This is a genomic window from Pseudomonas sp. BRM28, from assembly GCF_002939405.1.
GTDB lineage: Bacteria > Pseudomonadota > Gammaproteobacteria > Pseudomonadales > Pseudomonadaceae > Aquipseudomonas > Aquipseudomonas palmensis.
In genome coordinates this window covers 2,552,882-2,574,586 of record NZ_PEFV01000001.1, presented here as the reverse complement: position 1 = coordinate 2,574,586, position 21,705 = coordinate 2,552,882, and the positions used below count along the sequence as shown (strand labels likewise).

At 65.4% G+C, this 21,705-nt stretch carries 22 protein-coding genes and 1 pseudogene; 13 read left to right on the top strand and 10 right to left on the bottom strand.

Translation table 11 applies throughout. From position 1 onward, the window contains the following. Positions 1-6 precede the first annotated feature (6 nt). On the top strand, positions 7-1,725 hold the full coding sequence (locus CR917_RS12295) for an amidase (RefSeq protein ID WP_058540113.1): 1,719 nt from the start codon (positions 7-9) through the stop codon (positions 1,723-1,725). 145 nt (positions 1,726-1,870) lie between these two features. On the opposite strand, the gene CR917_RS12290 is transcribed toward CR917_RS12295, so the two are convergent. From CR917_RS12290 to CR917_RS12270, 5 genes are all read right to left on the bottom strand, one after another. Next, positions 1,871-3,106: a saccharopine dehydrogenase family protein gene (locus CR917_RS12290; protein WP_043861369.1), complete on the bottom strand. Its 1,236-nt coding sequence runs from the start codon at positions 3,104-3,106 to the stop codon at positions 1,871-1,873. A 26-nt stretch (positions 3,107-3,132) separates the two neighbouring features. Beyond that, positions 3,133-4,230, bottom strand: a complete 1,098-nt coding sequence (nspC, locus tag CR917_RS12285; RefSeq protein WP_043861418.1) for a carboxynorspermidine decarboxylase — start codon at positions 4,228-4,230, stop codon at positions 3,133-3,135. Positions 4,231-4,387: 157 nt separating this feature from the next. Then, positions 4,388-6,793, bottom strand: a complete 2,406-nt coding sequence (locus CR917_RS12280; protein WP_058540112.1) for a TonB-dependent siderophore receptor — start codon at positions 6,791-6,793, stop codon at positions 4,388-4,390. A gap of 110 nt (positions 6,794-6,903) precedes the next feature. After that, positions 6,904-7,869 (bottom strand): DUF4880 domain-containing protein, encoded by a 966-nt coding sequence (locus CR917_RS12275; protein WP_043861371.1) that lies wholly within the window; start codon positions 7,867-7,869, stop codon positions 6,904-6,906. Further along, the gene (locus CR917_RS12270; protein ID WP_043861372.1) at positions 7,866-8,375 is read right to left on the bottom strand and encodes a sigma-70 family RNA polymerase sigma factor; all 510 of its coding nucleotides are present in this window, start codon (positions 8,373-8,375) and stop codon (positions 7,866-7,868) included. Before CR917_RS12270 ends, CR917_RS12275 begins: the two co-directional genes overlap by 4 nt. Before the next feature lie 166 nt (positions 8,376-8,541). Here CR917_RS12270 and CR917_RS12265 point away from each other — a divergent pair, with 166 nt between their 5' ends. Continuing rightward, a complete protein-coding gene (locus CR917_RS12265) occupies positions 8,542-9,288 on the top strand; it encodes a hypothetical protein (protein ID WP_058540110.1) in 747 nt (248 codons plus the stop codon). Positions 9,289-9,339: 51 nt separating this feature from the next. Here CR917_RS12265 and CR917_RS12260 read toward each other — a convergent pair whose 3' ends face one another. Continuing rightward, positions 9,340-9,771 (bottom strand): hypothetical protein, encoded by a 432-nt coding sequence (locus CR917_RS12260; RefSeq protein WP_104572355.1) that lies wholly within the window; start codon positions 9,769-9,771, stop codon positions 9,340-9,342. Between the two features lie 50 nt (positions 9,772-9,821). Continuing rightward, positions 9,822-10,118: a DUF3144 domain-containing protein gene (locus CR917_RS12255; protein WP_043861375.1), complete on the bottom strand. Its 297-nt coding sequence runs from the start codon at positions 10,116-10,118 to the stop codon at positions 9,822-9,824. 221 nt (positions 10,119-10,339) lie between these two features. On the opposite strand from CR917_RS12255, the gene CR917_RS12250 reads away from it, so the two are divergent. After that, the gene (locus CR917_RS12250; protein ID WP_054914613.1) at positions 10,340-12,016 is read left to right on the top strand and encodes an MFS transporter; all 1,677 of its coding nucleotides are present in this window, start codon (positions 10,340-10,342) and stop codon (positions 12,014-12,016) included. A gap of 41 nt (positions 12,017-12,057) precedes the next feature. On the opposite strand, the gene CR917_RS12245 is transcribed toward CR917_RS12250, so the two are convergent. Beyond that, positions 12,058-13,290 carry a M20/M25/M40 family metallo-hydrolase gene (locus CR917_RS12245; RefSeq protein WP_104572354.1) on the bottom strand — a complete coding sequence of 411 codons (1,233 nt, stop codon included), beginning with the start codon at positions 13,288-13,290 and terminating at the stop codon, positions 12,058-12,060. A 106-nt stretch (positions 13,291-13,396) separates the two neighbouring features. Between CR917_RS12245 and CR917_RS12240 the strand changes: the two genes are divergently transcribed. The 3 genes from CR917_RS12240 to CR917_RS12230 all read left to right on the top strand — a co-directional run bounded on the left by CR917_RS12240 (position 13,397) and on the right by CR917_RS12230 (position 15,706). Beyond that, positions 13,397-13,783 carry a GFA family protein gene (locus tag CR917_RS12240; protein WP_104572353.1) on the top strand — a complete coding sequence of 129 codons (387 nt, stop codon included), beginning with the start codon at positions 13,397-13,399 and terminating at the stop codon, positions 13,781-13,783. A 152-nt stretch (positions 13,784-13,935) separates the two neighbouring features. Beyond that, positions 13,936-15,114: a GGDEF domain-containing protein gene (locus CR917_RS12235; protein ID WP_080922866.1), complete on the top strand. Its 1,179-nt coding sequence runs from the start codon at positions 13,936-13,938 to the stop codon at positions 15,112-15,114. Between the two features lie 31 nt (positions 15,115-15,145). Continuing rightward, entirely contained in the window at positions 15,146-15,706 is a 561-nt protein-coding gene (locus CR917_RS12230) for a GNAT family N-acetyltransferase (protein ID WP_104573161.1), read from the top strand. On the opposite strand, the gene CR917_RS12225 is transcribed toward CR917_RS12230, so the two are convergent. Beyond that, positions 15,703-16,302: a DMP19 family protein gene (locus CR917_RS12225; RefSeq protein ID WP_058540104.1), complete on the bottom strand. Its 600-nt coding sequence runs from the start codon at positions 16,300-16,302 to the stop codon at positions 15,703-15,705. The two genes, CR917_RS12230 and CR917_RS12225, sit on opposite strands and share 4 nt — an antisense overlap. 184 nt (positions 16,303-16,486) lie before the next feature. Between CR917_RS12225 and CR917_RS27695 the strand changes: the two are divergent. The 7 genes and pseudogenes from CR917_RS27695 to CR917_RS12195 form a co-directional block, all read left to right on the top strand. Then, positions 16,487-17,029: pseudogene (locus CR917_RS27695) on the top strand (GNAT family N-acetyltransferase); the annotation flags it as partial. A 36-nt stretch (positions 17,030-17,065) separates the two neighbouring features. Next, positions 17,066-17,398, top strand: a complete 333-nt coding sequence (locus tag CR917_RS27690) for a DUF4440 domain-containing protein (protein ID WP_371920450.1) — start codon at positions 17,066-17,068, stop codon at positions 17,396-17,398. Positions 17,399-17,488: 90 nt separating this feature from the next. Continuing rightward, entirely contained in the window at positions 17,489-18,112 is a 624-nt protein-coding gene (locus CR917_RS12215) for an SMI1/KNR4 family protein (protein ID WP_104572351.1), read from the top strand. Positions 18,113-18,131: 19 nt separating this feature from the next. Further along, complete coding sequence (locus CR917_RS12210) at positions 18,132-18,650, top strand: GrpB family protein (protein WP_054914616.1); 519 nt, start codon at positions 18,132-18,134, stop codon at positions 18,648-18,650. A 100-nt stretch (positions 18,651-18,750) separates the two neighbouring features. Next, complete coding sequence (locus CR917_RS12205; RefSeq protein WP_104572350.1) at positions 18,751-19,332, top strand: hypothetical protein; 582 nt, start codon at positions 18,751-18,753, stop codon at positions 19,330-19,332. Positions 19,333-19,506: 174 nt separating this feature from the next. Continuing rightward, a complete protein-coding gene (locus CR917_RS12200; protein ID WP_088514983.1) occupies positions 19,507-19,803 on the top strand; it encodes a hypothetical protein in 297 nt (98 codons plus the stop codon). Between the two features lie 97 nt (positions 19,804-19,900). Then, entirely contained in the window at positions 19,901-20,425 is a 525-nt protein-coding gene (locus tag CR917_RS12195) for a D-alanyl-D-alanine carboxypeptidase family protein (protein WP_043861386.1), read from the top strand. 1 nt (position 20,426) lies between these two features. Here the strand turns inward: CR917_RS12195 and CR917_RS12190 are convergent, their stop codons facing one another. Continuing rightward, positions 20,427-21,629 (bottom strand): MFS transporter, encoded by a 1,203-nt coding sequence (locus tag CR917_RS12190; protein WP_104572349.1) that lies wholly within the window; start codon positions 21,627-21,629, stop codon positions 20,427-20,429. Positions 21,630-21,705 lie beyond the last annotated feature (76 nt).

Genomic DNA, 21,705 nt, shown 5'->3' with positions numbered 1-21,705 from the left:
CACCGCATGATCGAAGTCACCGAAGTTTCCATTGCGCAGCTGCGCGCCGCCCTCGAATCGGGCCAGACCACCTCGGTCGAGCTGGTGAAGGCCTACCTCGCCCGCATCGATGCCTACGACGGCGCAGACACGCCCACCGCGCTCAATGCGGTGGTGGTGCGCAACCCCGAAGCCCTGCGCGAAGCCCAGGCATCCGACGAGCGTCGTGCCCAGGGCAAGCCCCTCGGCCCGCTCGACGGCATCCCCTACACCGCCAAGGACAGTTACCTGGTCAAGGGCATGACCGCCGCCTCCGGCAGCCCGGCCTTCGCCAACCTGGTGGCCTACCGCGACGCCTTCACCATCGAGCGCCTGCGCGGCGCCGGGGCGATCTGCCTGGGCAAGACCAACATGCCGCCCATGGCCAACGGCGGCATGCAGCGCGGCGTGTATGGCCGGGCCGAAAGCCCGTACAACGCCGCCTACCTCACCGCACCCTTCGCCTCGGGCTCGTCCAACGGCGCGGGCACGGCCACGGCGGCCAGCTTCGCCGCGTTCGGCCTGGCCGAGGAAACCTGGTCCAGCGGCCGCGGCCCGGCCTCCAACAATGGCCTGTGCGCCTACACCCCTTCGCGCGGGGTGATCTCGGTGCGCGGCAACTGGCCGCTGACGCCGACCATGGACGTGGTGGTGCCCTTCGCCCGCACCATGGCCGACCTGCTCGAAGTGCTCGACGTGGTGGTGGCCGAAGACCCCGATACCCGTGGCGACCTGTGGCGCCTGCAGCCCTGGGTGCCGATCCCCAGCGTGGCCTCGGTGCGCCCCGCCGCCTACCCGCAACTGGCGGCGGACAGCGCGGCGCTGGCCGGCAAGCGCTTCGGCATCCCGCGCATGTACATCAACAAGGACCCGGATGCCGGCACCTCGGACAGCCCCGGCATCGGCGGCCCGACCGGCCAGCGCATCAACACGCGGCCTTCGGTGATCGCACTGTGGGAGGCGGCGCGCAAGGCACTGGAAGCGGCCGGCGCCGAGGTGCTCGAAGTGGATTTCCCGCTGGTATCGAACTGCGAGGGCGACCGCCCAGGTGCCCCCACCGTGTTCAATCGGGGCCTGGTGTCCAAGGCATTCCTGCACCATGAACTGTGGGACCTGACGGCCTGGGCCTTCGACGACTTCCTGCAGGCCAACGGCGACCCGCAGCTCAACCGCCTGGTGGACGTGGACGGGCCGAAGATCTTCCCCCACGACCCCGGCACCCTGCCCAACCGCGAGGGCGACCTGGCGGCGGGCATGGACGAGTATGTGCGCATGGCCGAGCGCGGCATCACGCCGTGGGACCAGATCGCTACCCTGCCCGATGGACTGCGCGGGCTGGAGCAGACGCGGCGCATCGACCTGGAAGACTGGATGGACAGGCTCGGGCTGGATGCGGTGCTGTTCCCGACGGTGGCCGATGTGGCCCCGGCCGATGCCGATGTGAACCCGGCCTCGGCGGATATTGCCTGGAGCAACGGGGTGTGGGTGGCCAACGGCAACCTGGCGATCCGTCACCTTGGGGTGCCGACGGTGACGGTGCCGATGGGGGTGATGGCGGACATCGGCATGCCGGTGGGGCTAACCTTTGCCGGGCGGGCGTATGATGACTCGGCGTTGCTGCGCCTGGCCTCGGCGTTCGAGGCTACGGGTTCAAAGCGCTTGATACCGCCGCGAACCCCGATGCTGGTGGGTGGCCGTTTATCTTGAGTTGATTGGTCTGGCCTCTTCGCCAGCAACGCTGGCTCCTACGGGTTTGGTAGGTCTGTAGGAGCCAGCCTTGCTGGCGAAGGGCACAACACAAAAAAGGGGGACGCCATCACGGCGCCCCCCTTTTTTTGTCAGCCTGAACCCATCAGTTCCAGGGACGATCGCCGTTCTCGTCCTTGATGCGGGTCGGCAGGCCCATCACGTCCAGCGCCTTCAGGAACGGCTCGGCCGGCAGTTCCTCGACGTTGGCCATGCGCTGCACGTCCCACTCGCCACGGGCCACCAGCAGGGCCGCCGCCACCGGCGGCACGCCCGCGGTGTAGGAGATGCCCTGGCTGTCGGTCTCGGCATAGGCCTCTTCGTGATCAGCCACGTTGTAGATGAACACTTCGCGTGGCTGGCCGTCCTTGGTGCCCTTGACCAGGTCGCCAATGCAGGTCTTGCCGGTGTAGCCCGGCGCCAGCGAAGACGGATCCGGCAGCACGGCCTTGACCACCTTGAGCGGCACCACTTCCAGGCCCTCGGCGGTCTTCACCGGTTGCTCGGACAGCAGGCCCAGGTTCTTCAGTACGGTGAACACATTGATGTAGTGCTCGCCGAAGCTCATCCAGAAACGCACGTTCGGCACGTCGAGGTTCTTGGACAGCGAGTGCACTTCGTCATGGCCGGTCAGGTACAGGTTCTGCGAACCCACCACCGGCAGGTCGTCGGTACGCTTGACTTCGAACATGGTGTTGCTGGTCCACTGGCTGTTCTGCCAGCTCCACACCTGTCCGGTGAATTCGCGGAAATTGATTTCCGGGTCGAAATTGGTGGCGAAATACTTGCCATGGGAGCCGGCATTGACGTCGAGAATGTCGATCGAATCAATGCGGTCGAAATACTGTTGTTGCGCCAGTGCTGCATAGGCATTGACCACACCCGGGTCGAAGCCCACGCCAAGAATGGCGGTGATGTTCTTCTGCTGGCATTCCTCGAGGTGCTTCCACTCGTAGTTGCCATACCAGGGCGGCGTCTCGCAGATCTTGCCCGGTTCTTCGTGAATGGCGGTGTCCAGGTAGGCCACGCCGGTATCGATGCAGGCACGCAGCACCGACATGTTGAGGAAGGCGGAACCGACGTTGATCACGATCTGCGATTCGGTTTCGCGGATCAGCGCCTTGGTTGCCTCGACATCCAGTGCATTGAGCGAAAAGGCCGTGATGTCGGCGGGTACCTTCAGGCTACCCTTGGCCTTGACGCTGTCGATGATGGCCTGGCATTTGGAGATGTTGCGTGACGCGATGGCAATACGACCGAGTTCGTCGTTGTGCTGCGCGCACTTGTGGGCCACCACCTTGGCGACACCTCCTGCACCAATGATAAGAACGTTTTTCTTCAATTTCTTTATCTCTCCTTTCCGCCAGCTTACGAGAGGCTGGACAGGTAGTCGTCAAAACCAAATTCGCGAACCACCTCGACAGTACCGTCAAGTTGTTTCACTACGATGGATGGCATCTTCAAACCGTTGAACCAGTTTTTCTTGACCATGGTGTAGCCTGCCGCGTCGATGAACGACAGCCGATCGCCGATGGCCAGCGGACGATCGAATTGATACTCGCCGAAGATGTCCCCGGCCAGGCAGGATTTGCCGCATACCATGTAGGTGTGCTCACCCTCGCTGGGCGCCAGCTTGGCGTTGAGGCGATAGATCAGCAGGTCGAGCATGTGCGCCTCGATGGAGCTGTCGACCACGGCCAGGTGCTTGCCGTTGTACAGGGTGTCGAGCACGGTCACTTCCAGCGAAGCGCTCTGGGTGATCGCCGCTTCGCCCGGCTCCAGGTACACCTGCACGCCGTACTTCTGCGAGAACGCCTTCAGGCGCGCGCAGAATGCATCCAGTGCATAGTCTTCGCCGGTGAAGTGGATACCGCCGCCCAGGCTCACCCACTCGACCTTGTGCAGCAGCTCGCCGAAGCGCTCTTCGATGGTGTTGAGCATCTGGTCGAACAGGCCGAAATCGCCGTTCTCGCAGTTGTTGTGGAACATGAAGCCGGAGATCTGCGACATGACCGCATCGATCTTGACCGGGTCCCATTCGCCCAGGCGGCTGAACGGGCGCGCCGGGTCGGCCAGCAGGTAGTCCGAGCTGCTCACCTGCGGGTTGACGCGCAGGCCGCGCACCTTGCCTTCGGTGGCCTGGGCATAGCGCTGCAGCTGGCCGATGGAGTTGAAGATGATCTTGTCGCAGTTCTCGATCATCTCGTCGATTTCATCGTCGGCCCAGGCCACGCTGTAGGCGTGGGTCTCGCCTTCGAACTTCTGGCGGCCGAGCTTGAGCTCGTAGAGCGAGGACGAGGTGGTGCCGTCCATGTACTGCTGCATCAGGTCGAACACCGACCAGGTGGCGAAGCACTTGAGCGCCAGCAGGGCCTTGGCCCCGGACTGTTCGCGCACATAGGCGATCTTCTGCATGTTGTGCAGCAGCTTGGTTTTGTCGATGAGGTAGTACGGCGTCTTGATCATTTCGAGGCCCCCGGCAAGGCCGGCCAAAAAAAGGACACGCATTGTGCCTTCACTGCACGGGAATCGAAAGCTCGGAAGTGATTTTTGCCCGACGCGGATTTTTCGGGTGCACCCATCGCAGGTCGAACCCGCCCCCACACGGGAGCGGGCCTGGACGTCAGAAGTCCCAGCGAGTGCTGAACATCACGTTGCGCGGGTCACCGTAGTACGAGGAGTTATAGAAGCCGATGTTGGTGTAGTAGTACTTGTCGAACAGGTTGTAGACGTTGACCGACGCCGACAGGTGCTCGGTGAACTGGTAGCGCGCCATCAGGTCGACCAGCCAGTACGGGGTCTGGGTGAAGGTGTCATTGGTGCCCTTGGCGTAGTTGTTGAGGACCTGCCAGCCCTTGCCCTGCCAGCGTGCCCCACCGCCCACGGTGAGCTTGTCGAGGCGCCCGCCAAGTTTGTAGGTGGTGTAGAGGTTGAGCTGATCTTCGGGCTCCCAGGTAGCTACCTTGGCCCCGCCCTGGTCGCGGCTGACCTTGTGCGTGTAGCCGGCCTGCACCTGCCAGCCGGGTGCCAGCTCCCCGGACACCTCTGCCTCGTAGCCCTTGGTTCTGGACTTGATGCCCATGTAGGCGTAGTCGATGTCGGGGTTGGTTGGCCTGGCGTTGTAGAACGTGTCGGCCTGCGGGCGGTTATCTTCGTGCACTTCGAAGTAGGCCAGGCTGGTGTTCAGGCGACCGTCGTAGAACTCACCCTTGATGCCCACCTCGTAGTTCTGGCCCTCGTTGGGCTCGAGCATCCTGTTGCGGCTGTCACGGTAGGCCGTCTGCGGCAGGAAGATATCGGTGTAGCTGGCATACGCAGAGAAGTTGCTGTTGAGGTCGTACACCACCCCGGCATAGGGCACCAGCCGTCCGCTCTCCTGGCTGTCGCTGGTGCCGGTGACCTGAAAGTTTGCCAGGCGGCTGCCCAGCAGCAGCGAAAGGTCATCGGTGACACTGAAGCGCGCAGTCAGGTAGCCGCCACTTTGCCGGGTGGTTTCGTCGTTGCGCTTTGTCACCGAGCCCCAGTCCGGCTCGATGGCCTGACCGTGCCAGCTCTCCAGATCGTATTCGTTGTCGAAGTAGGTGACGTTGTTGTAGTTGTCGCCCTTCCAGTGCGAGCTGGACACCGAGCCACCCACCACCAGTTGGTGTTCGCGCCCGAACAGGCTGAACGGCCCGGTGGCGTAGAGGTCGCCGCTGTCGCTGGTGGTTTCGCCGGTGTACTTGCGCGAATAGATCGACGACACGGTCGGGGTGTCGGGCGACACCGAGCCCAGTGGCGCGTCATAACCATTGATCTGGTGGTTGTACTGACCCTTGATGACCCAGTCATTGGCCAGGCGATGCTCCAGGGTGGCGAACAGCGTGCGCGAGTACTGCTCCCAACTGCTCCACTTGGCGCCATTGTTGAACGAACGCGGCAGGCTGATGGGGTTGCCCTGGGAGTCGTACACCGGACGGCTGCCCGACCAGCCCGAGCCCCTGGGGTCGCTGTCCTGGTAGTCGGCGCCCAGGGTCAGCAGGGTGTCTTCGTCCAGGTCCACTTCCAGGATGCCGTAGTACACGCTGGTCTTGCGCTCGTAATGGTCCATGAACGAGTGCTTGTCCTGATAGGCGGCCACCGCCCGGCCCCGCACGTTGCCACTGTCGGTCAGCGGGCCGCTGAGGTCGATCTCCGAGCGGTAGTTGTCCCAGGAGCCGGCGCCCAGGTCCACATGCCCCCTGAAGTCGGCCGTCGGCTTCTTGCGGATCAGGTTGATCGTGCCACCGGGGCCGCCCGCGCCGGTGAGCAGGCCGGTGGCGCCCTTGAGCACCTCGACCCGGTCATAGATCGCCATGTCGGTAAGGGTCTGCCCGGCCGAGTACTGCGCGTCACGCAGGGTCGGGATGCCGTCGTACTGGAAGTTGACGATGGAGAAGCCGCGCGAATAGTAGTTGGTACGTTCACTGTCGTAGGTCGACACGGTGATGCCGGGGGTGTGGCGCATCACATCGTCGATGGCGTTCAGGCCGAAATCGTCCATGGCCTGGCGCGTGACCACAGAGATCGACTGCGGGGTTTCCCGCGGGGTCAGCACCATGCGCGTGGCGGTGGCGATGGTGCCCGGCGTGTAGGAGCCGGTGCCTTCGGTGATGGTGCCCAGCTGGTTGGCGCTGACTTCGGTGGCCTGCAGCTCCAGCTGCGCACTGCCGGTGGCCAGCCTTGGCATTACCCGGTAGCCCTCGCCTTCGGGCATCGCCTGCAGGCCCTTGGGTGCGAGCAGCCGCTCCAGGCCCTCGGCGATGGCGTAGCTGCCGTCCAGGCCGCTGCTGTGGATGCCTTGGGTCAGGGCCGAGTCGACCGCGATCATCACCCCGGCCTGCTGGCCGAATGCGCCGAGCACGCGATCGAGGTTGCCGGCGTCGATATGGAAGGCGTGGGTGGCGTGGGCATCGGCGCCGGCCAGTACGCCCTGGCTGGCGCACACGAGGGAAAGCCCGAGGATGGCCGTGCGCAAGGCACCGGCAAGCGGAGTGAGGCGGCTGTGCATAAACAATTCCATGGGTTGAGGGTGTTGGCGATGCGCTGTTTTTCAGCGTCTTCCCTGGTCTTGATGCATGAGATGGAAAAAACTGCCGCCGCTGTTAAAAATAATCGTTCTCAGGCCACGACCACGTTTGCCCAGTAGCCGAACACACGCTGTACCCGTATCGGCAACACACTGGCCAGCAGGTCGAGGCTGGCATCGGGCCGATCGAGGGAGAACGAACCCGACACCTGCAAGGCCGCCACCGCCGGATCGCAGCGCAGTACGCCGCGCCGGTAGCGGTCGAGCTGGGCCAACACCTGGCCCAGTGGCATGCGCTCGGCAATCAGCAGGCCGTCAACCCAGGCCTGGGCGCCCGCGTCGAGGGGTTCGACACTGCCGACCTGCTGCCCGAACGCCACCTGCTGGCCGGCGCTCAAGGTCATGCGGGTGCTGCCGGCCCAGGCGATCGAGGCACTGCCTGCCAGCACCTGCACCTGGGTACCCGACACCCCGGGCAGGCCCTGGCTGACCACCAGCCGCGAGGCGGGCTCGGGGCGTACCCAGCCATTGGCGGTGCGCACCGCCAGCGAAGCACCTTGCCCCAGGGTGAGCATGATCCGCCCCAGGTTGAGCGCCAGCACGTCTGCGTGAGCATCCACGCCGGTGCGGGTATCCAGGGTCAGCTCCACCTCGCCAGACAACGCCACGTGATGACGCTCGCCGGTGGTGGTGCGGTAGTCACTGAACAGTTCCGGCAGCAGCACCCGCTCACGCACGCTAAGGCCAGCCGCCAGTACCACCCCCAGCCCGGCGAAGCCCTTGAGCACATTGCGCCGCGACGCAGTGCCACGTGCCTGCAGCAATCCGCGCGCGCCGGCGGCCGGTAACGTCCTGGTGCCCTGGCGCAGGTCATGGGTGAGCCCGGCAAGACGCTGCCAGGCCAGTTCATGCTGGGGGTTTTCATTGCGCCAGTGCTGGCAGGCCTGCTGCTCGGCCAGGCTGCTGACACCCGACTGCAGGGTGACCATCCACAGCATGGCCTGCTCTACCACGCCGGGGTCCAGCGGCTGGTTGTCGATCCGGGCGAAGCGGCTCATGCGCCGTAGACCGCCGCATAGCAGTGTCGGTAGGCCTTGAGCATGGCCTTTTGCACCACGTTCACCGTCAGGCCCTGGTGTTCGGCGATCTGCGCGTAGGTCAGGCCGTCAAGCTGTGACAGCAGGAAGATCTCGCGCACCTTGCTGCCCAGCCCATCGAGCACCTGGCCCACCGCGTCCAGCGCCTCGAGCACCAGCAGGCGAGTTTCCGGGGACGGCACCAGCGCTGGTTCAAGATGGGCCAGCGACTCCATGTAGGCCTTCTCCAGCGCATGGCGCCGGAAGTACTGGATGCACAGGCGGCTGGCCACGGTGGTGAGGTAGGCACGCGGCTCGCGGTACACCGGCGGTGCCTCGCTGCGCAGGATGCGCACGAAGGTGTCCTGCGCCAGGTCCAGCGCCTGCTCCCGGTTGCCCAGCTTGCGGCGCAGCATCTGCGTCAACCAGCTGTGGTGTTGAACGTAGAGTTCGCCCACCGCATGGTGGGTGCTGGAAAGTGGATGCATCGGCAGGGTTCCGGGACGCAGGCTGACGGGAGTCGTGCATGGTAATACTTCTCATTAGCTTGCGGTGGATTTTTATGATTGCTGCCGAAACAACCTGCTTCACCGACACTGGCAGGCCGGCGCTCAGGTGCAGTACTGTGCGAGGCAGCCAAAGGGAGGGCTGCATATGGATCAAGCGACACTCACCACCTTGTTGACCAAGCTCCGCAATTGCGACCTCGAGGGCGCGGCCGCCGACCTGCAGGCCCAGGCAGTGGCACTGGCGGCCCGAGGGGAAGAGGCACTGTCCGACTTCCTCGCCCGCTATGCCTTCCGCTCGTTGCAGGGCAAGCACAGCCCGGACAAGACATCGCCGGCGCTGGCCCAGGCACTGCACGACAGCGAACAGCACCTGCAGCGGCTTCACGACGAGCGCAAGGCGCTGCTCGACGACATCCACACCTACTTTCTGGAGTTCGAGAAGATTGCCGTCAACCTGACCCCGGCACTGATCGAACCGGCGACCTTCAGTGAGCAGAACCGCGACAACCTGCCGTTCATCGAGGACTACCTGAGCGGTCGTCGCGAGGTGGTGGACGATCTCAACCTGCAGAGCGTGCTGAAAAAGCAGATCAAGTTCTACCTCAACCTCAACCTGCACGATGAACGCCCCACGTTGCAGGTCAGCTATCGCAAGACCCACATCCAGCCGGGCAAATCCTGGCGGTTCGTGGAGCTGAGCCAGCAGGCCGGGCAACGCAGCGAACAGTTGAACCGGCTGGTGCAACTGGATACCGAGTGCGATGCGGTGCAGCGCCAGGTATCACGCCTGAAATGGGAGCTGCGCTGCAACGAAGACACCGGCAACCAGCAGGTGGCCGACTTCCAGAAGAAACTGGGGTTGTTCATGGCCAGTGTGGCTGCACAGGCCTGAGGCCGACCGGGTGGCGGCACCGGCCCGGCGCCCCCGCCGGCCATTCGCGGATCAGCCCAGGCGGCCCCAGACCTGCACCAGCCCCACCAGGTGCACCACCCCGAACCCCAGGCACACCAGCGAGCTCACCACGATGAAGCACTGGCTGCGCCCGGTATTGGCCAGCACGAAGGGCCCGGCGATACCGCGCAGCAGGTACACCAGCGTGATCGCGCACAACGCCGGCAGCAGCAACGGCAGCGGCGCGATCACGCCCGCCCCCGACAATGCAAAGGCCGCCCAGCTCAGCAGCACCAGCGCAATCGCTGCCGTGACCACCGCCGGAAAGGTCCGGCCCGCCTCCGCCGCCCGGATGAAGCGCTCACCCGCCCCGAACAGGCGATACCAGGACGGCCCCGCGATGATCGTACCCACGTGCAGCACGGCCGCCAGCGCGCTGAGCGTCGCGGCAATCACCAGCGCCAGATTGTATTCACCTGCCATAACGGTTCTTCCTTGTAGGAGCCGGCGTTGCCGGCGAAGCGGGCAACGCGTTACTTGGCCGAACCCTGCATGTATGTCGCAAAGTTGTTGATATGGTCGTCCAGGTTGTCTTCGAGCATCATCCGGTACTGGTCGCAGAAGTACGTGAGCATCGCCTCGCGTGCCTGCGCCATTTCTTCCCCCGACTTGAAGTTGCGCGCACTCACCCAGGCATTGAACCGGGTGGTGCCGAACATCATCGAGGCACTCACCTTGCCCAGGTCCTGGACCTGCCCGAGCTGCTCGTTGGACAGCTCTATATGGGCGTCGGCGCGGTCGTAGAACGAGTCGTCAGCATTTTGCGGCATTGCGTGTCCCTTTCTCATCACGTCTGGTTATTGCAGCCCCCTCCTGCCGTCCGGCCAACCGTCGGCGAGTGGATATCTGCGCGAAGCTGATTATGCTTCAAACGAGCGGGCAGCGCTGCGAGGTGTCTGTGCGCATTGCGTAGTCCGATGACATCAGCCCCAGGGCTTGGGTGAAGTGGCAGTGGGTGTTCCGGCCTACAACAACAATCCGGAGAAAACTCATGGCGACAATCGACAGCACTTCCACAGGCAGTGCGCCCAGGCGCGGGATCACCAAAGAGGAACGCAAGGTCATCTTTGCCTCGTCCCTGGGCACCGTGTTCGAGTGGTACGACTTCTATCTGTATGGCTCCCTGGCGGCGATCATCGCCAAGCACTTCTTTGCCGGGGTCAACGAAACCACTGCCTTCATCTTCGCCCTGCTCGCCTTCGCCGCCGGGTTTGCGGTAAGGCCGTTCGGCGCCATCGTGTTCGGCCGCCTGGGCGACATGATCGGACGCAAGCACACCTTCCTCATCACCATCGTGATCATGGGCGTGTCCACCGCGGTGGTGGGCCTGTTGCCCAGCTACTCGAGCATCGGCGTGGCGGCCCCGGTGATCCTGATCACCCTGCGCCTGCTGCAAGGCCTGGCGCTGGGCGGTGAATACGGCGGCGCCGCCACCTACGTGGCCGAGCACGCACCGCCCGGCAAGCGCGGCTTCTTCACCTCGTGGATCCAGACCACCGCCACGCTGGGGCTGTTTCTGTCGCTGCTGGTGATCCTGGCGTGCCGTACCGTGCTGGGCACCGAGGCGTTCGAGGCGTGGGGCTGGCGCATACCATTCCTGCTGTCGATTCTGCTGCTGATCGTGTCGGTGTACATCCGCCTGCAACTGAGCGAGTCGCCGGTATTCAACCGGATGAAGGCCGAAGGCAAGGCATCCAGGGCGCCGCTGACCGAGTCGTTCGCCCGCTGGGACAACCTCAAGGTGGTGATCATGTCGCTACTCGGCGGTACCGCCGGCCAGGCGGTGGTGTGGTACACCGGGCAGTTCTATGCGCTGTTCTTTCTGTTGCAGACGCTCAAGATCGACCCGCAGACCGCCAACCTGCTGATTGCCGGTTCGCTGCTGATCGGCACGCCGTTCTTCGTCATCTTCGGCAGCCTGTCCGACCGCATCGGGCGCAAGGGCATCATCATGGCCGGCTGCATCCTGGCGGCGCTGACCTACTTCCCGATCTTTCATGCGCTGACCCAGTACGGCAACCCCGACGTGTTCAGTGCCCAGGCACGCAACCCGGTGACGGTGGTCGCCGACCCGGCGCAGTGTTCGTTCCAGTTCGACCCGGTGGGCAAGGCGCGCTTCACCAGTTCGTGCGACGTGGCCAAGAGCGTGCTGGCCAAGCGCGCGATCCCCTACGTGAACGAAAAGGCCGAGCCCGGCAGCGTGGCGCAGGTGCGCATCGGCAGCACGGTGGTGCCCAGCTTCGACGGCAGCCGCCTGCCGGCCGCCGACTTCAAGACGCAGAACGATGCCTTCGCCGCCACCCTGGGCGCGGCCCTGAAGGACGCCGGCTACCCGGAAAAGGCCGACCCGAACAAGACCAACTACCCCATGGTGCTGTTGCTGCTGACCATCCTGGTGATCTACGTGACCATGGTCTACGGGCCGATCGCCGCATGGCTGGTGGAGCTTTTCCCGGCGCGTATCCGCTACACCTCGATGTCGCTGCCCTACCATATCGGCAACGGCTGGTTCGGCGGCTTCCTGCCCACGGTGGCGTTCGCCATGGTCGCGGCCACGGGGGATATCTACTACGGGCTGTGGTATCCGATCGTGATCGCGGTGATGACCGCCATCCTGGGTACCTTCTTCCTGCCCGAGACCAAGGACCGCGACATCAACCACAGCTGAAACCGCCCGCCCTCCCGGGTGCCGGGAGGGCGCGGTGCAGCCTACTGCGAGAGGTGCCGGATCATCGCCACCGTCAGGTACAGGCGCGGCGCGATGCTGGACAGATCGATGTATTCATCGTCGGCGTGCAACCCGGCCCCGACCACGCCCATGGTTTCGAGCACCGCCGGCGTGGCGCTGCCGGGCACATAGGCATAGCCGGCGTCGGTGCCAAAACGCATGGCGATGGGTTCCAGGGTGCGATCGATCTGGCCATACAGCTGCTGGGCAGTGCTGGCCAGGGCGGCGGAGCCTTCATTTCTGGCCAGCGGCGGGCGCCCCTTGCGCAGGGTCAGCGTGACCTGCGTGTCGGCGATGAGCCGGGCCTGGCTGATACGTTGCGCGTCGGCCAGCACGCGGTCGCTTTCGGACAGGTCGGCATAGCGCATGTCGGCTTCGGCGGTGGCCAGCGCCGGGATGATGTTGGCTTTCTCGCCGGCCTTGGCCAGGGTCCAGTTGACCGTGGTGCCTTTGGCCGGGTCGCCCAGGTCCTTGAGCTGCACCACCTGGTGCGCCAGCTCGGTCAAGGCGTTGCGCCCCTCTTCAGGGGCGGAGCCGGCGTGTGCCGAGCGACCGCGCACTTCCAGCAACAGCTGGTTGATGCCGTTGGTGGCCACCGTCACCGCGTCCTTGTTCGGGGGCTCGTAGGAGAAGACGTAGTCATGCTTGCGCGCAAGCTCGGCAATGATCTGCCGGGAGCCGAGCGAGCCCATTTCTTCATCGGGGTTGAACAGCACGGTCAGGGTGGCGTAGTCGTTGAAGCGCACATCCTGCAGCAGCTTGATCGCATGCAGGATCATCGCCACCCCGCCCTTCGCGTCGGCCACCCCGGGGCCATAGGCACGCTCGCCCTCGATGCGAAACGGGCGCCTGGCGGCGGTGCCGGGGCCGAACACGGTGTCGTAATGCACCATCAGCATGAAGCGCTTGCTGCCGCTGCCCTTGAAGGTGCCGACGATGTTGTTGCCCACCGAGGGCGTGGCGGCGCTGGTCTGCACCGTGGCGCCCAGGGCCTCCAGGCGCTTGACCAGCAATGCGCCGATGTCGGTGAGGCCTTGCTGGGTGCCGGTACCGGTGTCCACCGATACCAGGGTTTTGAGGGTATCCAGGTAGCTCGACTGCTCGGCCTTGGCTTTTTCCAGCAGGTCCTGGGCGGGGGAAGCGATGGCGCCGGTACAGGCGAAGGACAGGCAGAGCGCCAGGGCGCTGGCGTAGGGAGGGCGAAACAACGGCATAGGGCGGGGCCTCGGTGCAGGGTGGCAAAAGGGTGTGTTGCATGACGGGCAAGGGATCAGCTTAGACTGTCGGCCCTGTATTGCGAGCAACCGGGTTGGACCTTCCATGACACACCAGTACCAGGGCAGCTGCCTGTGCGGCGCCATCCGTTATCAGCTCAGCGCGCCCCTCAAGGCGGTTTCGCACTGCCATTGCAGCCAGTGCCGCAAGGGCCACGGGGCGGCGTTCGCCAGCTACGCCAGCGTCAGGCGCGACGACCTGCAACTGCTGCAGGGAGGCGAGCGGCTCAAGTCGTACGCATCGTCCGAGTCGGTGGCGCGCCAGTTCTGTGGCGACTGCGGTTCATCGCTGTTCTGGTCGCGCTCACAGGGGGACCATGCCGACTGGATCTCGATTGCGCTGGGCACCCTGGACTCACCCATGACGTTCGACAGGCAGCGCCATGTGGAGGTGGCTTCGAAGGCGCCGTGGTACGCAATCGAGGACCATTGACCACAGGGTCGATAGGGTCTTTTGCACTGCCCGCGACAGGCTGGCCCAGGTTTGCGACAGCCGGCTGAAACGCTTCGCGCAAGCACTGCGAAAAACCGATTCAAACGCTTACAATCGCCGCTTTCCGTGCACTTCATGCAGGCCCGCTCGCCATGGCGCTAGACCCACCCACGATGCTCACCATCACGATCGCCCTCGCCGCGGCCGCCGCGCTGTACCTGGCGATCGAGTGGCGCAGCGTGCGTGAACCCTCGCTGCTGTTCTGGAGCGCCGGGTTCGCCACCATCACCGTGGGCTGTACCCTCGCGCTGCTGCGCAGCAGCGGCCTGCTGCTGATCGGTATCTGGTTCGCCAATGGCCTGCTGGTGACGGCGCACTGGCTGTTCCTGCTGGGTGTCGGGCGTTTCACGCAAACCCAGCTGTCGCGGGGCTGGTACCTGGTCTTCGTGGTATGGCTCGCGCTGCTGGTGGTACCCGAGGAGCCGCAATGGTCCAAGCTGATGCTGCTGGTCAACTCGCTGCTGGTGGCGCTGCTGGCGCTCAAGGCCAGTGCACTGCTGCGCCCGCATGGCAAGTCGCTGAGCGTGGGGGCGGTGCAACTGCGCTACGTGCTGCTGATGCACGGCCTGTTCTACGTGGCCAAGGCGATCACGGCGGTGGTGCCCGGCACGCTGATCGACCTGGCGGCGTTCCGCGGCCAGATCATCCAGATCTCGCTGGTGGAAGGCGCCATGGCAATCATGCTGATTGCGCTGTCGATGACCGGCACCGAGCGCTACCGGCGAGAAAAACGCATCGCCCGCCTGGCCGCCCGTGACCCGCTGACGGCCCTGTACAACCGCCGCGCCCTGGAAGTCCGTGCGCCGCGCCTGCTCGAAGACGTGTCGGCCACGCGGCCCGGAGCGTTGCTGCTGATCGATATCGACAACTTCAAGCTGGTCAACGACCTGTTCGGGCATAGCGCCGGTGACCGCCTGCTGGTCGACCTGAGCGAGATGATCCGCGCGGTGCTGCCCACCGGCGCCCTGGCGGCGCGACTGGGTGGCGATGAGTTCGTGATTCTGCTCAACAACGCCCCCACCGAACGTATCCTGGCGCTGGGCGGCGCCTTGCGCGAGCAGTTCCGGCAGGCCGCCGCGCAGCTGTTCCCCACGCCTGCGCCAGTGACCCTGAGCATCGGCGCCAACCTGTTCGACCAGCCGCCGGGCAGCCTCACGGCCCTGATCGAACAAAGCGACAGCGCGCTCTACGCCTCCAAGCGCGGTGGACGTGACAGTATTCGCGTGGTGGACCGCACCGCAGCCGCTGGCGAACCCCTGCACACGCCTTGAGGCAGTACCAATGGACAAGGTGAACAGCAGCATGATCGCCACAACAGCACTCGAACCCTCGCACTGGCCGCTGTACCGCGACCTGCGCCTGCAGTCACTGCAGGACTCGCCGGATGCGTTCGGCAGCACCTACGGCTCGGAGGCCACGCGCACCGATGAAGACTGGTCGGCGCGCTTGCAGGCGGCGGCAAGCTCCGGCCAGGGCCGTGCGTTTGTTGCGCTGGAGGGCGAAGCGCCCTGTGGGCTGGTGTGGTGCAAGCTGGCCGGTGCAGGGCCCGGCGTTGCCGAGATCTTCCAGATGTGGGTCGACCCGACCCGCCGCGGGCGCGGCGCCGGACGGGCACTGCTGCGGGCAGCGCTGGACTGGGCCCGCCGCCACGACATGCAGCGGGTACGGCTGGGGGTCACGATTCAGGACAGCCCTGCCATGCACCTGTACACCGCGCTGGGCTTCAAGCCGATTGGGCCACCCGAACCGCTGCGCGCGGGCAGCGCGCTGATGTCCCAGGGCATGGAGCTGGTACTGGATACCGTGCAGGCCCGCAACGACTTACACCGCGCGCCCCTGGCAGAACAGGATCCCGAAACCTAATCGGCAGCAAACAGCTGCTGTTGCCGCGCATACGCCACCAGGCGCTCCTCCAGCTGGTCGGGGTCGAGGTAGAAGCGAGTGTCCAGTGCATCCAGCGCGGCCTCGCAGGCCAGGTCGGGCTCATCGGCATAGGTGGGCATGCGCAACTGACGCTCGCCCTGCTCGGCAGGCACTGCCTGGGCGCCGAACAACAGGCCCTTGGCCTCCTCCAGCAGCGCGAGGGTCTGCAACGCGCCGAGTTCGCGCAGCCCCGCGCACGCGCTGGCGTAGTGATCGCCCGAGGAGTTGCCGAAGTACTGGTCGAAACCGCCGTTGTACACCTCGCCCTGCAGCACGTTGACCGCGTAATAGTGCTGCTCGGCCAGTGCCAGCCCGGCAAAGCCCTGGGGCGTGCGGAACACCCGGTCGACCAGCGCAGACCAGTACAGCGCCTGCGGGCTGGCCAGGTACTGCTTGCGCTCCTGGGCGTAGCGCTTGCCGTTCTCGATGTTCTCCCGGTAGCCGCCCTTGCAGGGCATGCACAACCCGCCGGTGCGCGCTGCGGTGCTTGCCAGGATCACGTTGCCGCAGACGCGGCAGGGTTGGTTGTCGCTCATGCGCACCCCATGGTCATTGCGTGGTGAGGGCGCGCCCCTTGCGCGTCGCGCCCAACGTGGCGCACATGCTACAGCGTGCCGGCCTGCGCGATCCAATCGCCTTGGCGCATGGGTTTGGTTTACCCTCGGTGCCGACACCTTGCCCACCCTCGCCCACCCCATGCATTACCGCTTCGAGGCCAAGATGAACCGCATCCCTACCTTCACCACCGCGCGCCTGCAGCTCACGCCCCTGCAATTGAGCGACGCTGCGGCGATCCAGCAACTGTTCCCGCAGTGGGAGGTGGTGCGTTATCTCGACAGCCGCGTGCCTTGGCCGTACCCGGACGACGGCGCACTGACGTATGTGCGCGACCTGGCGCTGCCCGCCATGGCGCGTGGCGAGGAATGGCACTGGATGATCCGCCTGGTGCAGAACCCGCTGCAGTGCATCGGCAGCGTGTCGCTGCACGATACCCCCGGCAACCACCGCGGTTTCTGGCTGGCGCCGCAGTGGCAAGGCAAGGGCTACATGCGCGAGGTGTGCGAGGTGATCAACCGCTTCTGGTTCGACACCTTGAATCGCCCGACCCTGCAGGTGCCCAAGGCCGTGAGCAACCTGGCGTCACGGCGCATATCGCTGCGCGAGGGCATGCACCTGCTGCACGTGCAGCCCGGCAATTTCGTCAGTGGGCCGATGCCCCAGGAAACCTGGGAGCTGACGCAGGATGAATGGCGCAAGCGCCGCGGCGACGCCAGCCCCGCAACGCAACCCGCTGGCGAGCTGGAAGCCACCCTGCACTACCTGGAGCAACGCCTGCTGCAGCAGGACGTACGCCGCAACACGGCCTTGCTGTCGACGCTGCTGGCCGATGACTTCATGGAGATTGGCGCCAGCGGCAAGGCCTGGCACAAGGCGGATGTGCTCTCCAGCCTGCCCGTCCAGGCATTCAGGGTGCGCACGATCAGCGATTTTCAGGTACGCCCCCTGGCGCCGGACGTTGCGCTGGTGATCTATACCTGCCACAGCGACACCGCGTCGCTGCGCAGCTCGATATGGCGCAGGCTCGATGGCCATTGGCAGATGACCTTTCATCAAGGCACCCCGGCCGCGTAATGCCGCAGACGGTGCGGCCCCACCCGCGCCGTTTGCCTGCGGCGCCCATGCGCGGCATCATCTGCCGCCCCTGTACAGCGAGCCACCTCGATGACCGATTACCGCGGGCTGATGCTCGAAGACACCCGGCAAGGCGCCAGCGACGCTGCGCTTGCACAGCTGGAGGCCAGCCTTGGTGCGCCCCTGCCGGCTGACTACCGTGAATTTCTCACGACCTGCAACGGCGCCTACGTCGAGTACGACGTGGCGGTCACCCTGGCCAGCGGCGAACGGGAGCTGATGAGCTTCTCGCTGTACGGGCTGGACCTGGACGGCGAATGGGAGTCGAACCCCTACGAGCTGGAACGCGCACGCCAGCGCCCTGGCTACCCTGCCCACGGCCTGCTGCCGATCGGGCGTGACGGCGGCGCCAGCCTGTTGCTGCTGGACCTGCGCGAGGGGCGCCAGCAGGTGGCCGCGATGGTCGCCGCCCTGCCCGCCTGGACCGGCCGCCGCCAGCAAGGCGACGAATACGTGGTGCTGGCCGAAAGCTTCAACGACTACCTGGCCCTGCTGCATGTGGCCGAAGAGACCATCGTCAACCATATCGACAGCTTCATCATCAGCCAGGACAGTGTGCAGGCCACCCTCGCCTGGCTCGATTCCGGCAGCCGCGGCTGGCGCGAACGCCACCGTGAGCGCTGGAACGCGCGGGTAAGCGACTGGCCAATATGACTCCCAGGGAAACACCGCAATGAAGCTGACCAGCCAGATCCGCCCCTACGACAACCAATGGCCCGAGCGCTACCTGGCCGCCAGGGCAGGCATCGCCCAGGGTTTTGGCAGTGAACTGATCGACATCCATCATGTGGGCAGCACGGGCGTACCCGGCCTTGCCGCCAAGCCGGAGATCGACGTGCTGGTGGTGGTTCAGGCGCATCGGGAAACCGCAGCACGCCACGCCCACATGCAGGCTCTGGGGTACGTGCGCGGCTCCGACCTGTCGCCGGGCCACCACTTCTACCGTCGTGATGTCGACGGTATCCGTACCCACAAGGTGCACGTGTGTGCCCAGGGCCACCCACAGATTGCCTGGATGCTGCGCTTTCGCGACCTGCTGCGCAGCGATGACGACCTTCGCCAGCGCTACCAGGCGTTGAAGCTTGAGCTTGAAGCGACCAATCGTGACGGTATCGGCGAGTACCTGGCCGGCAAGGCGCCATTCATCGAGGCCGCGATGCGTGGCCAGGTGCCGTCGCAGGGCGGCGTCTAACGGGCATATCCGCAATCAGTGGCTATGCTTTGCGCGTGATCCACGCACGTTGCGTCATGCGTTGTTCCGCTCATTCAGCCATTACATGGAATGCAGGCTTATGAAATCGATTCGCTCCCTCGCCCACGCCGTTGCCCTCGCCTCACTCATGACCACTGCCAGCTTTGCGGCCCACGCCGCCGAACTGCCGCTGGGCAGCGAAGCGCTGCAAGACCACATCAGCACCCAGGTGCTGGCCGTGGACCCGGGCAACTTCCGGGTCACGATCGAAGGCCCGAACAACAGCCAGGTGCCTATCCAGCTGACCAAACAGGCCAAGGACCTGCACAACCTGAAGGTGGGCGACAAGGTCGACATCACGGTGACCCGTGCCGTGGCCTATGTGCTCAACACCAGTGAGGGCGGCGCGCCGAAGGTCACCGACGAGGCCGGCACCGTGCGCGCCACCAAGGACAACCCCAACCCGGGCGGCGAAGCTTTCCGCCAGGTGCGCGTCACCTCCAAGATCACCGCCATCGACCTCAACGCCCATGAAGTGACCCTGCTGCCGCCCCAGGGCAAGGTGAAGGTGGTGAAGGTCGAGGACCCTGAACTGCAGGCGCGCATGAAGAACCTCAAGGTCGGCCAGACGGTCGACGTGGTGTACACCGAAGTGCTGACCGTGAAAACCTCGCGCCCGTGAGGTATGCTCGCCGAGTCGACTGACTCGAACGGCTCTGGCGCGCCGTTCCCGGCCGGATTTCCCCGGCCAGGAACGCACCGCCCACCACCCGATGGCCAGCCGCGCCTGCCACGGGTATTCCATTGGAACACCCCCCTTTTTCACGTCGCTTGACCGTTGCACAGGGGAACCGGGATGAACGCAAAAACAGTGCCTGGCCGCTTGTCATGGGGCCTGCCCTGCCTGCTTGCATTCGCCCTGCTGCTGACCGGCGGCTGCGCCGGCAAGACGGCCGCCAATCGCTATGCCGCCCAGGGTTCCAACTGCTACGCAAAGGCGGTGCCCAGCACTGGCGAAGGCGGCCTGGCCTGGGGCTCGACCCTGGGCCAGGCCCGCAAGAAATCCATGGACAACTGCATGCGCTACGCCAGCCGCTCCGGTGGCACGCCCAGGACCTGCCAGGTGGTACTGGCCCAGTGCAAGGGCCAGTAACGCATCGGCAAGGCGAACCTGTTTGAACGGACGACGCCCCATCGCACCACGCCTTCACTGCTAGGCTGGATTGATACCCACTGCCCAGATCAGCCCCATGCCCTACTCCCCCGCCGCATTGCAGATGCTCGAACAGCTCGGCATACCGTTGAACGCGGTGATCGAGCGCCATCTGCAGGAGTTCGTCGAAGCCAGCCTGCTGCAGTGGGCCGAGACCGGCCAGGACAACCGAAAGCACGAACTGATCGCCGTGGCCGCTCAGGCCTGGCGCCAGTTGAAAGCGGCTGCCGGTGCCGAGGGCGTGGCGCTTTACCTGGTGTCGGCCTTCAGAAGCGTCGAACGGCAGAAGAGCATCATCCAGCGCAAGCTGGACAAGGGGCAGAGCATCGAGCAGATCCTTGCGGTCTCGGCCCCGCCGTTCTTCAGCGAGCATCACACCGGGCGTGCCGTCGACATAGGTACCCCCGGCTGCACCGACCTGGAGCCCGAATTCGAAGCGACACCGGCATTCAGATGGTTGACCCGCAACGCAGCGACCTATGGCTTCGAGCTGTCGTACCCGCCCGACAATGGCGCAGGCTACGTGTATGAGCCCTGGCACTGGCGCCATGTAGCCAGCTGATTCAGGCGGGCTGCGGCGCCGCCCGTGCAACCAGGCGCCGGTGGGCCCACACAGCCACCAGCAGCACCAGGGCACCGGCCACCAGCGCCACACCGAAGCCGGCCCGGGCACCGCTGCCATCCACCACCTGCCCCGATACCGCCGCCCCCACGGCCACACCGATGTTCAAGCCGGCCAGCAGCCAGGTCATGCCCTCGGTCAGACGATGTTCGGGCACCAGCCGCTCGACCAGGGTCATGGCCACGATCAAGGTCGGCGCAAAGAACAGCCCCGCCACCAGCACCGCCACACCCAGGCCCGGCAGGCTGGCGACCAGCAACAGCGGCAGGGTCGTGGCAGCGGTTGCCAGCCCACCCAGCAACAGCAGGCGCGGCAAGGGCACCTGCAGCTTGAGCGCACCGAACAGCAGCCCCGCCACGCACGACCCCACGGCATAGGCCGACAGCACCAGGCTGGCAGCCGCCGGCTGGCCGCGTTGCTCGGCAAAGGCCACGCTGACGATATCCACGGTGCCGACGATCATGCCCATCGCCACCATCAGCAGGGTCAGCAGGCGCACGTTGGCCAGGCGGATCACCGAGCCCGAACGATCCCCGGCAGCTTCCCGGGGCTGGATCGGCGGCTCGGTACTGCGCTGGATGACCAGTGCGAACACACCCAGCACCAGCAACAGTGCGGCCGCAAGCAGGCCCGCCTGGGGCAGTACCACCACCGCCAGGCCCACCGACAGCGGCGGCCCGGCAATGAAGCTGACCTCATCGAACACCGTCTCCAGCGAATACGCCGTCTGCAACTGCGGCTGGCCACGGTACAGGGCCGTCCAGCGCGCGCGCACCATTGCCGACACGCTCGGCATGCACCCTGCCAGCATCGCCCCGATGAACAGCGCCCAGTCGCCAGCCCGTTGCCAGGTGCTGGCCAGCACCAGCAGCAGGCCGAGGAGGCTGATGGCGGTGGCCGCAGGCAACACGCGGCGTTGCCCGAGGCGATCCACCAGGCGCGATACCTGTGGCGACAACAGCGCATAGCTCAGCACGAAGACCGCCGCCACTGCCCCGGCCAGTGCGTAGCTGCCACGCAATTGCGACAGCAAGGTGATGATGCCGATGCCTGTCATCGGCAGTGCGGTACGCGCCAGCAGCCCGGCCAAGGCAAAGCCCAGGGCGCCCGGCGCGGCAAAAAGGTCTCGATAAGGGTTGGCCATCTGATGCTCCAGGGCGGTGAATTGGCCGCTGACACGGCGGCGCGACAAGTTACATACGGCATGTATGTATAAAAAG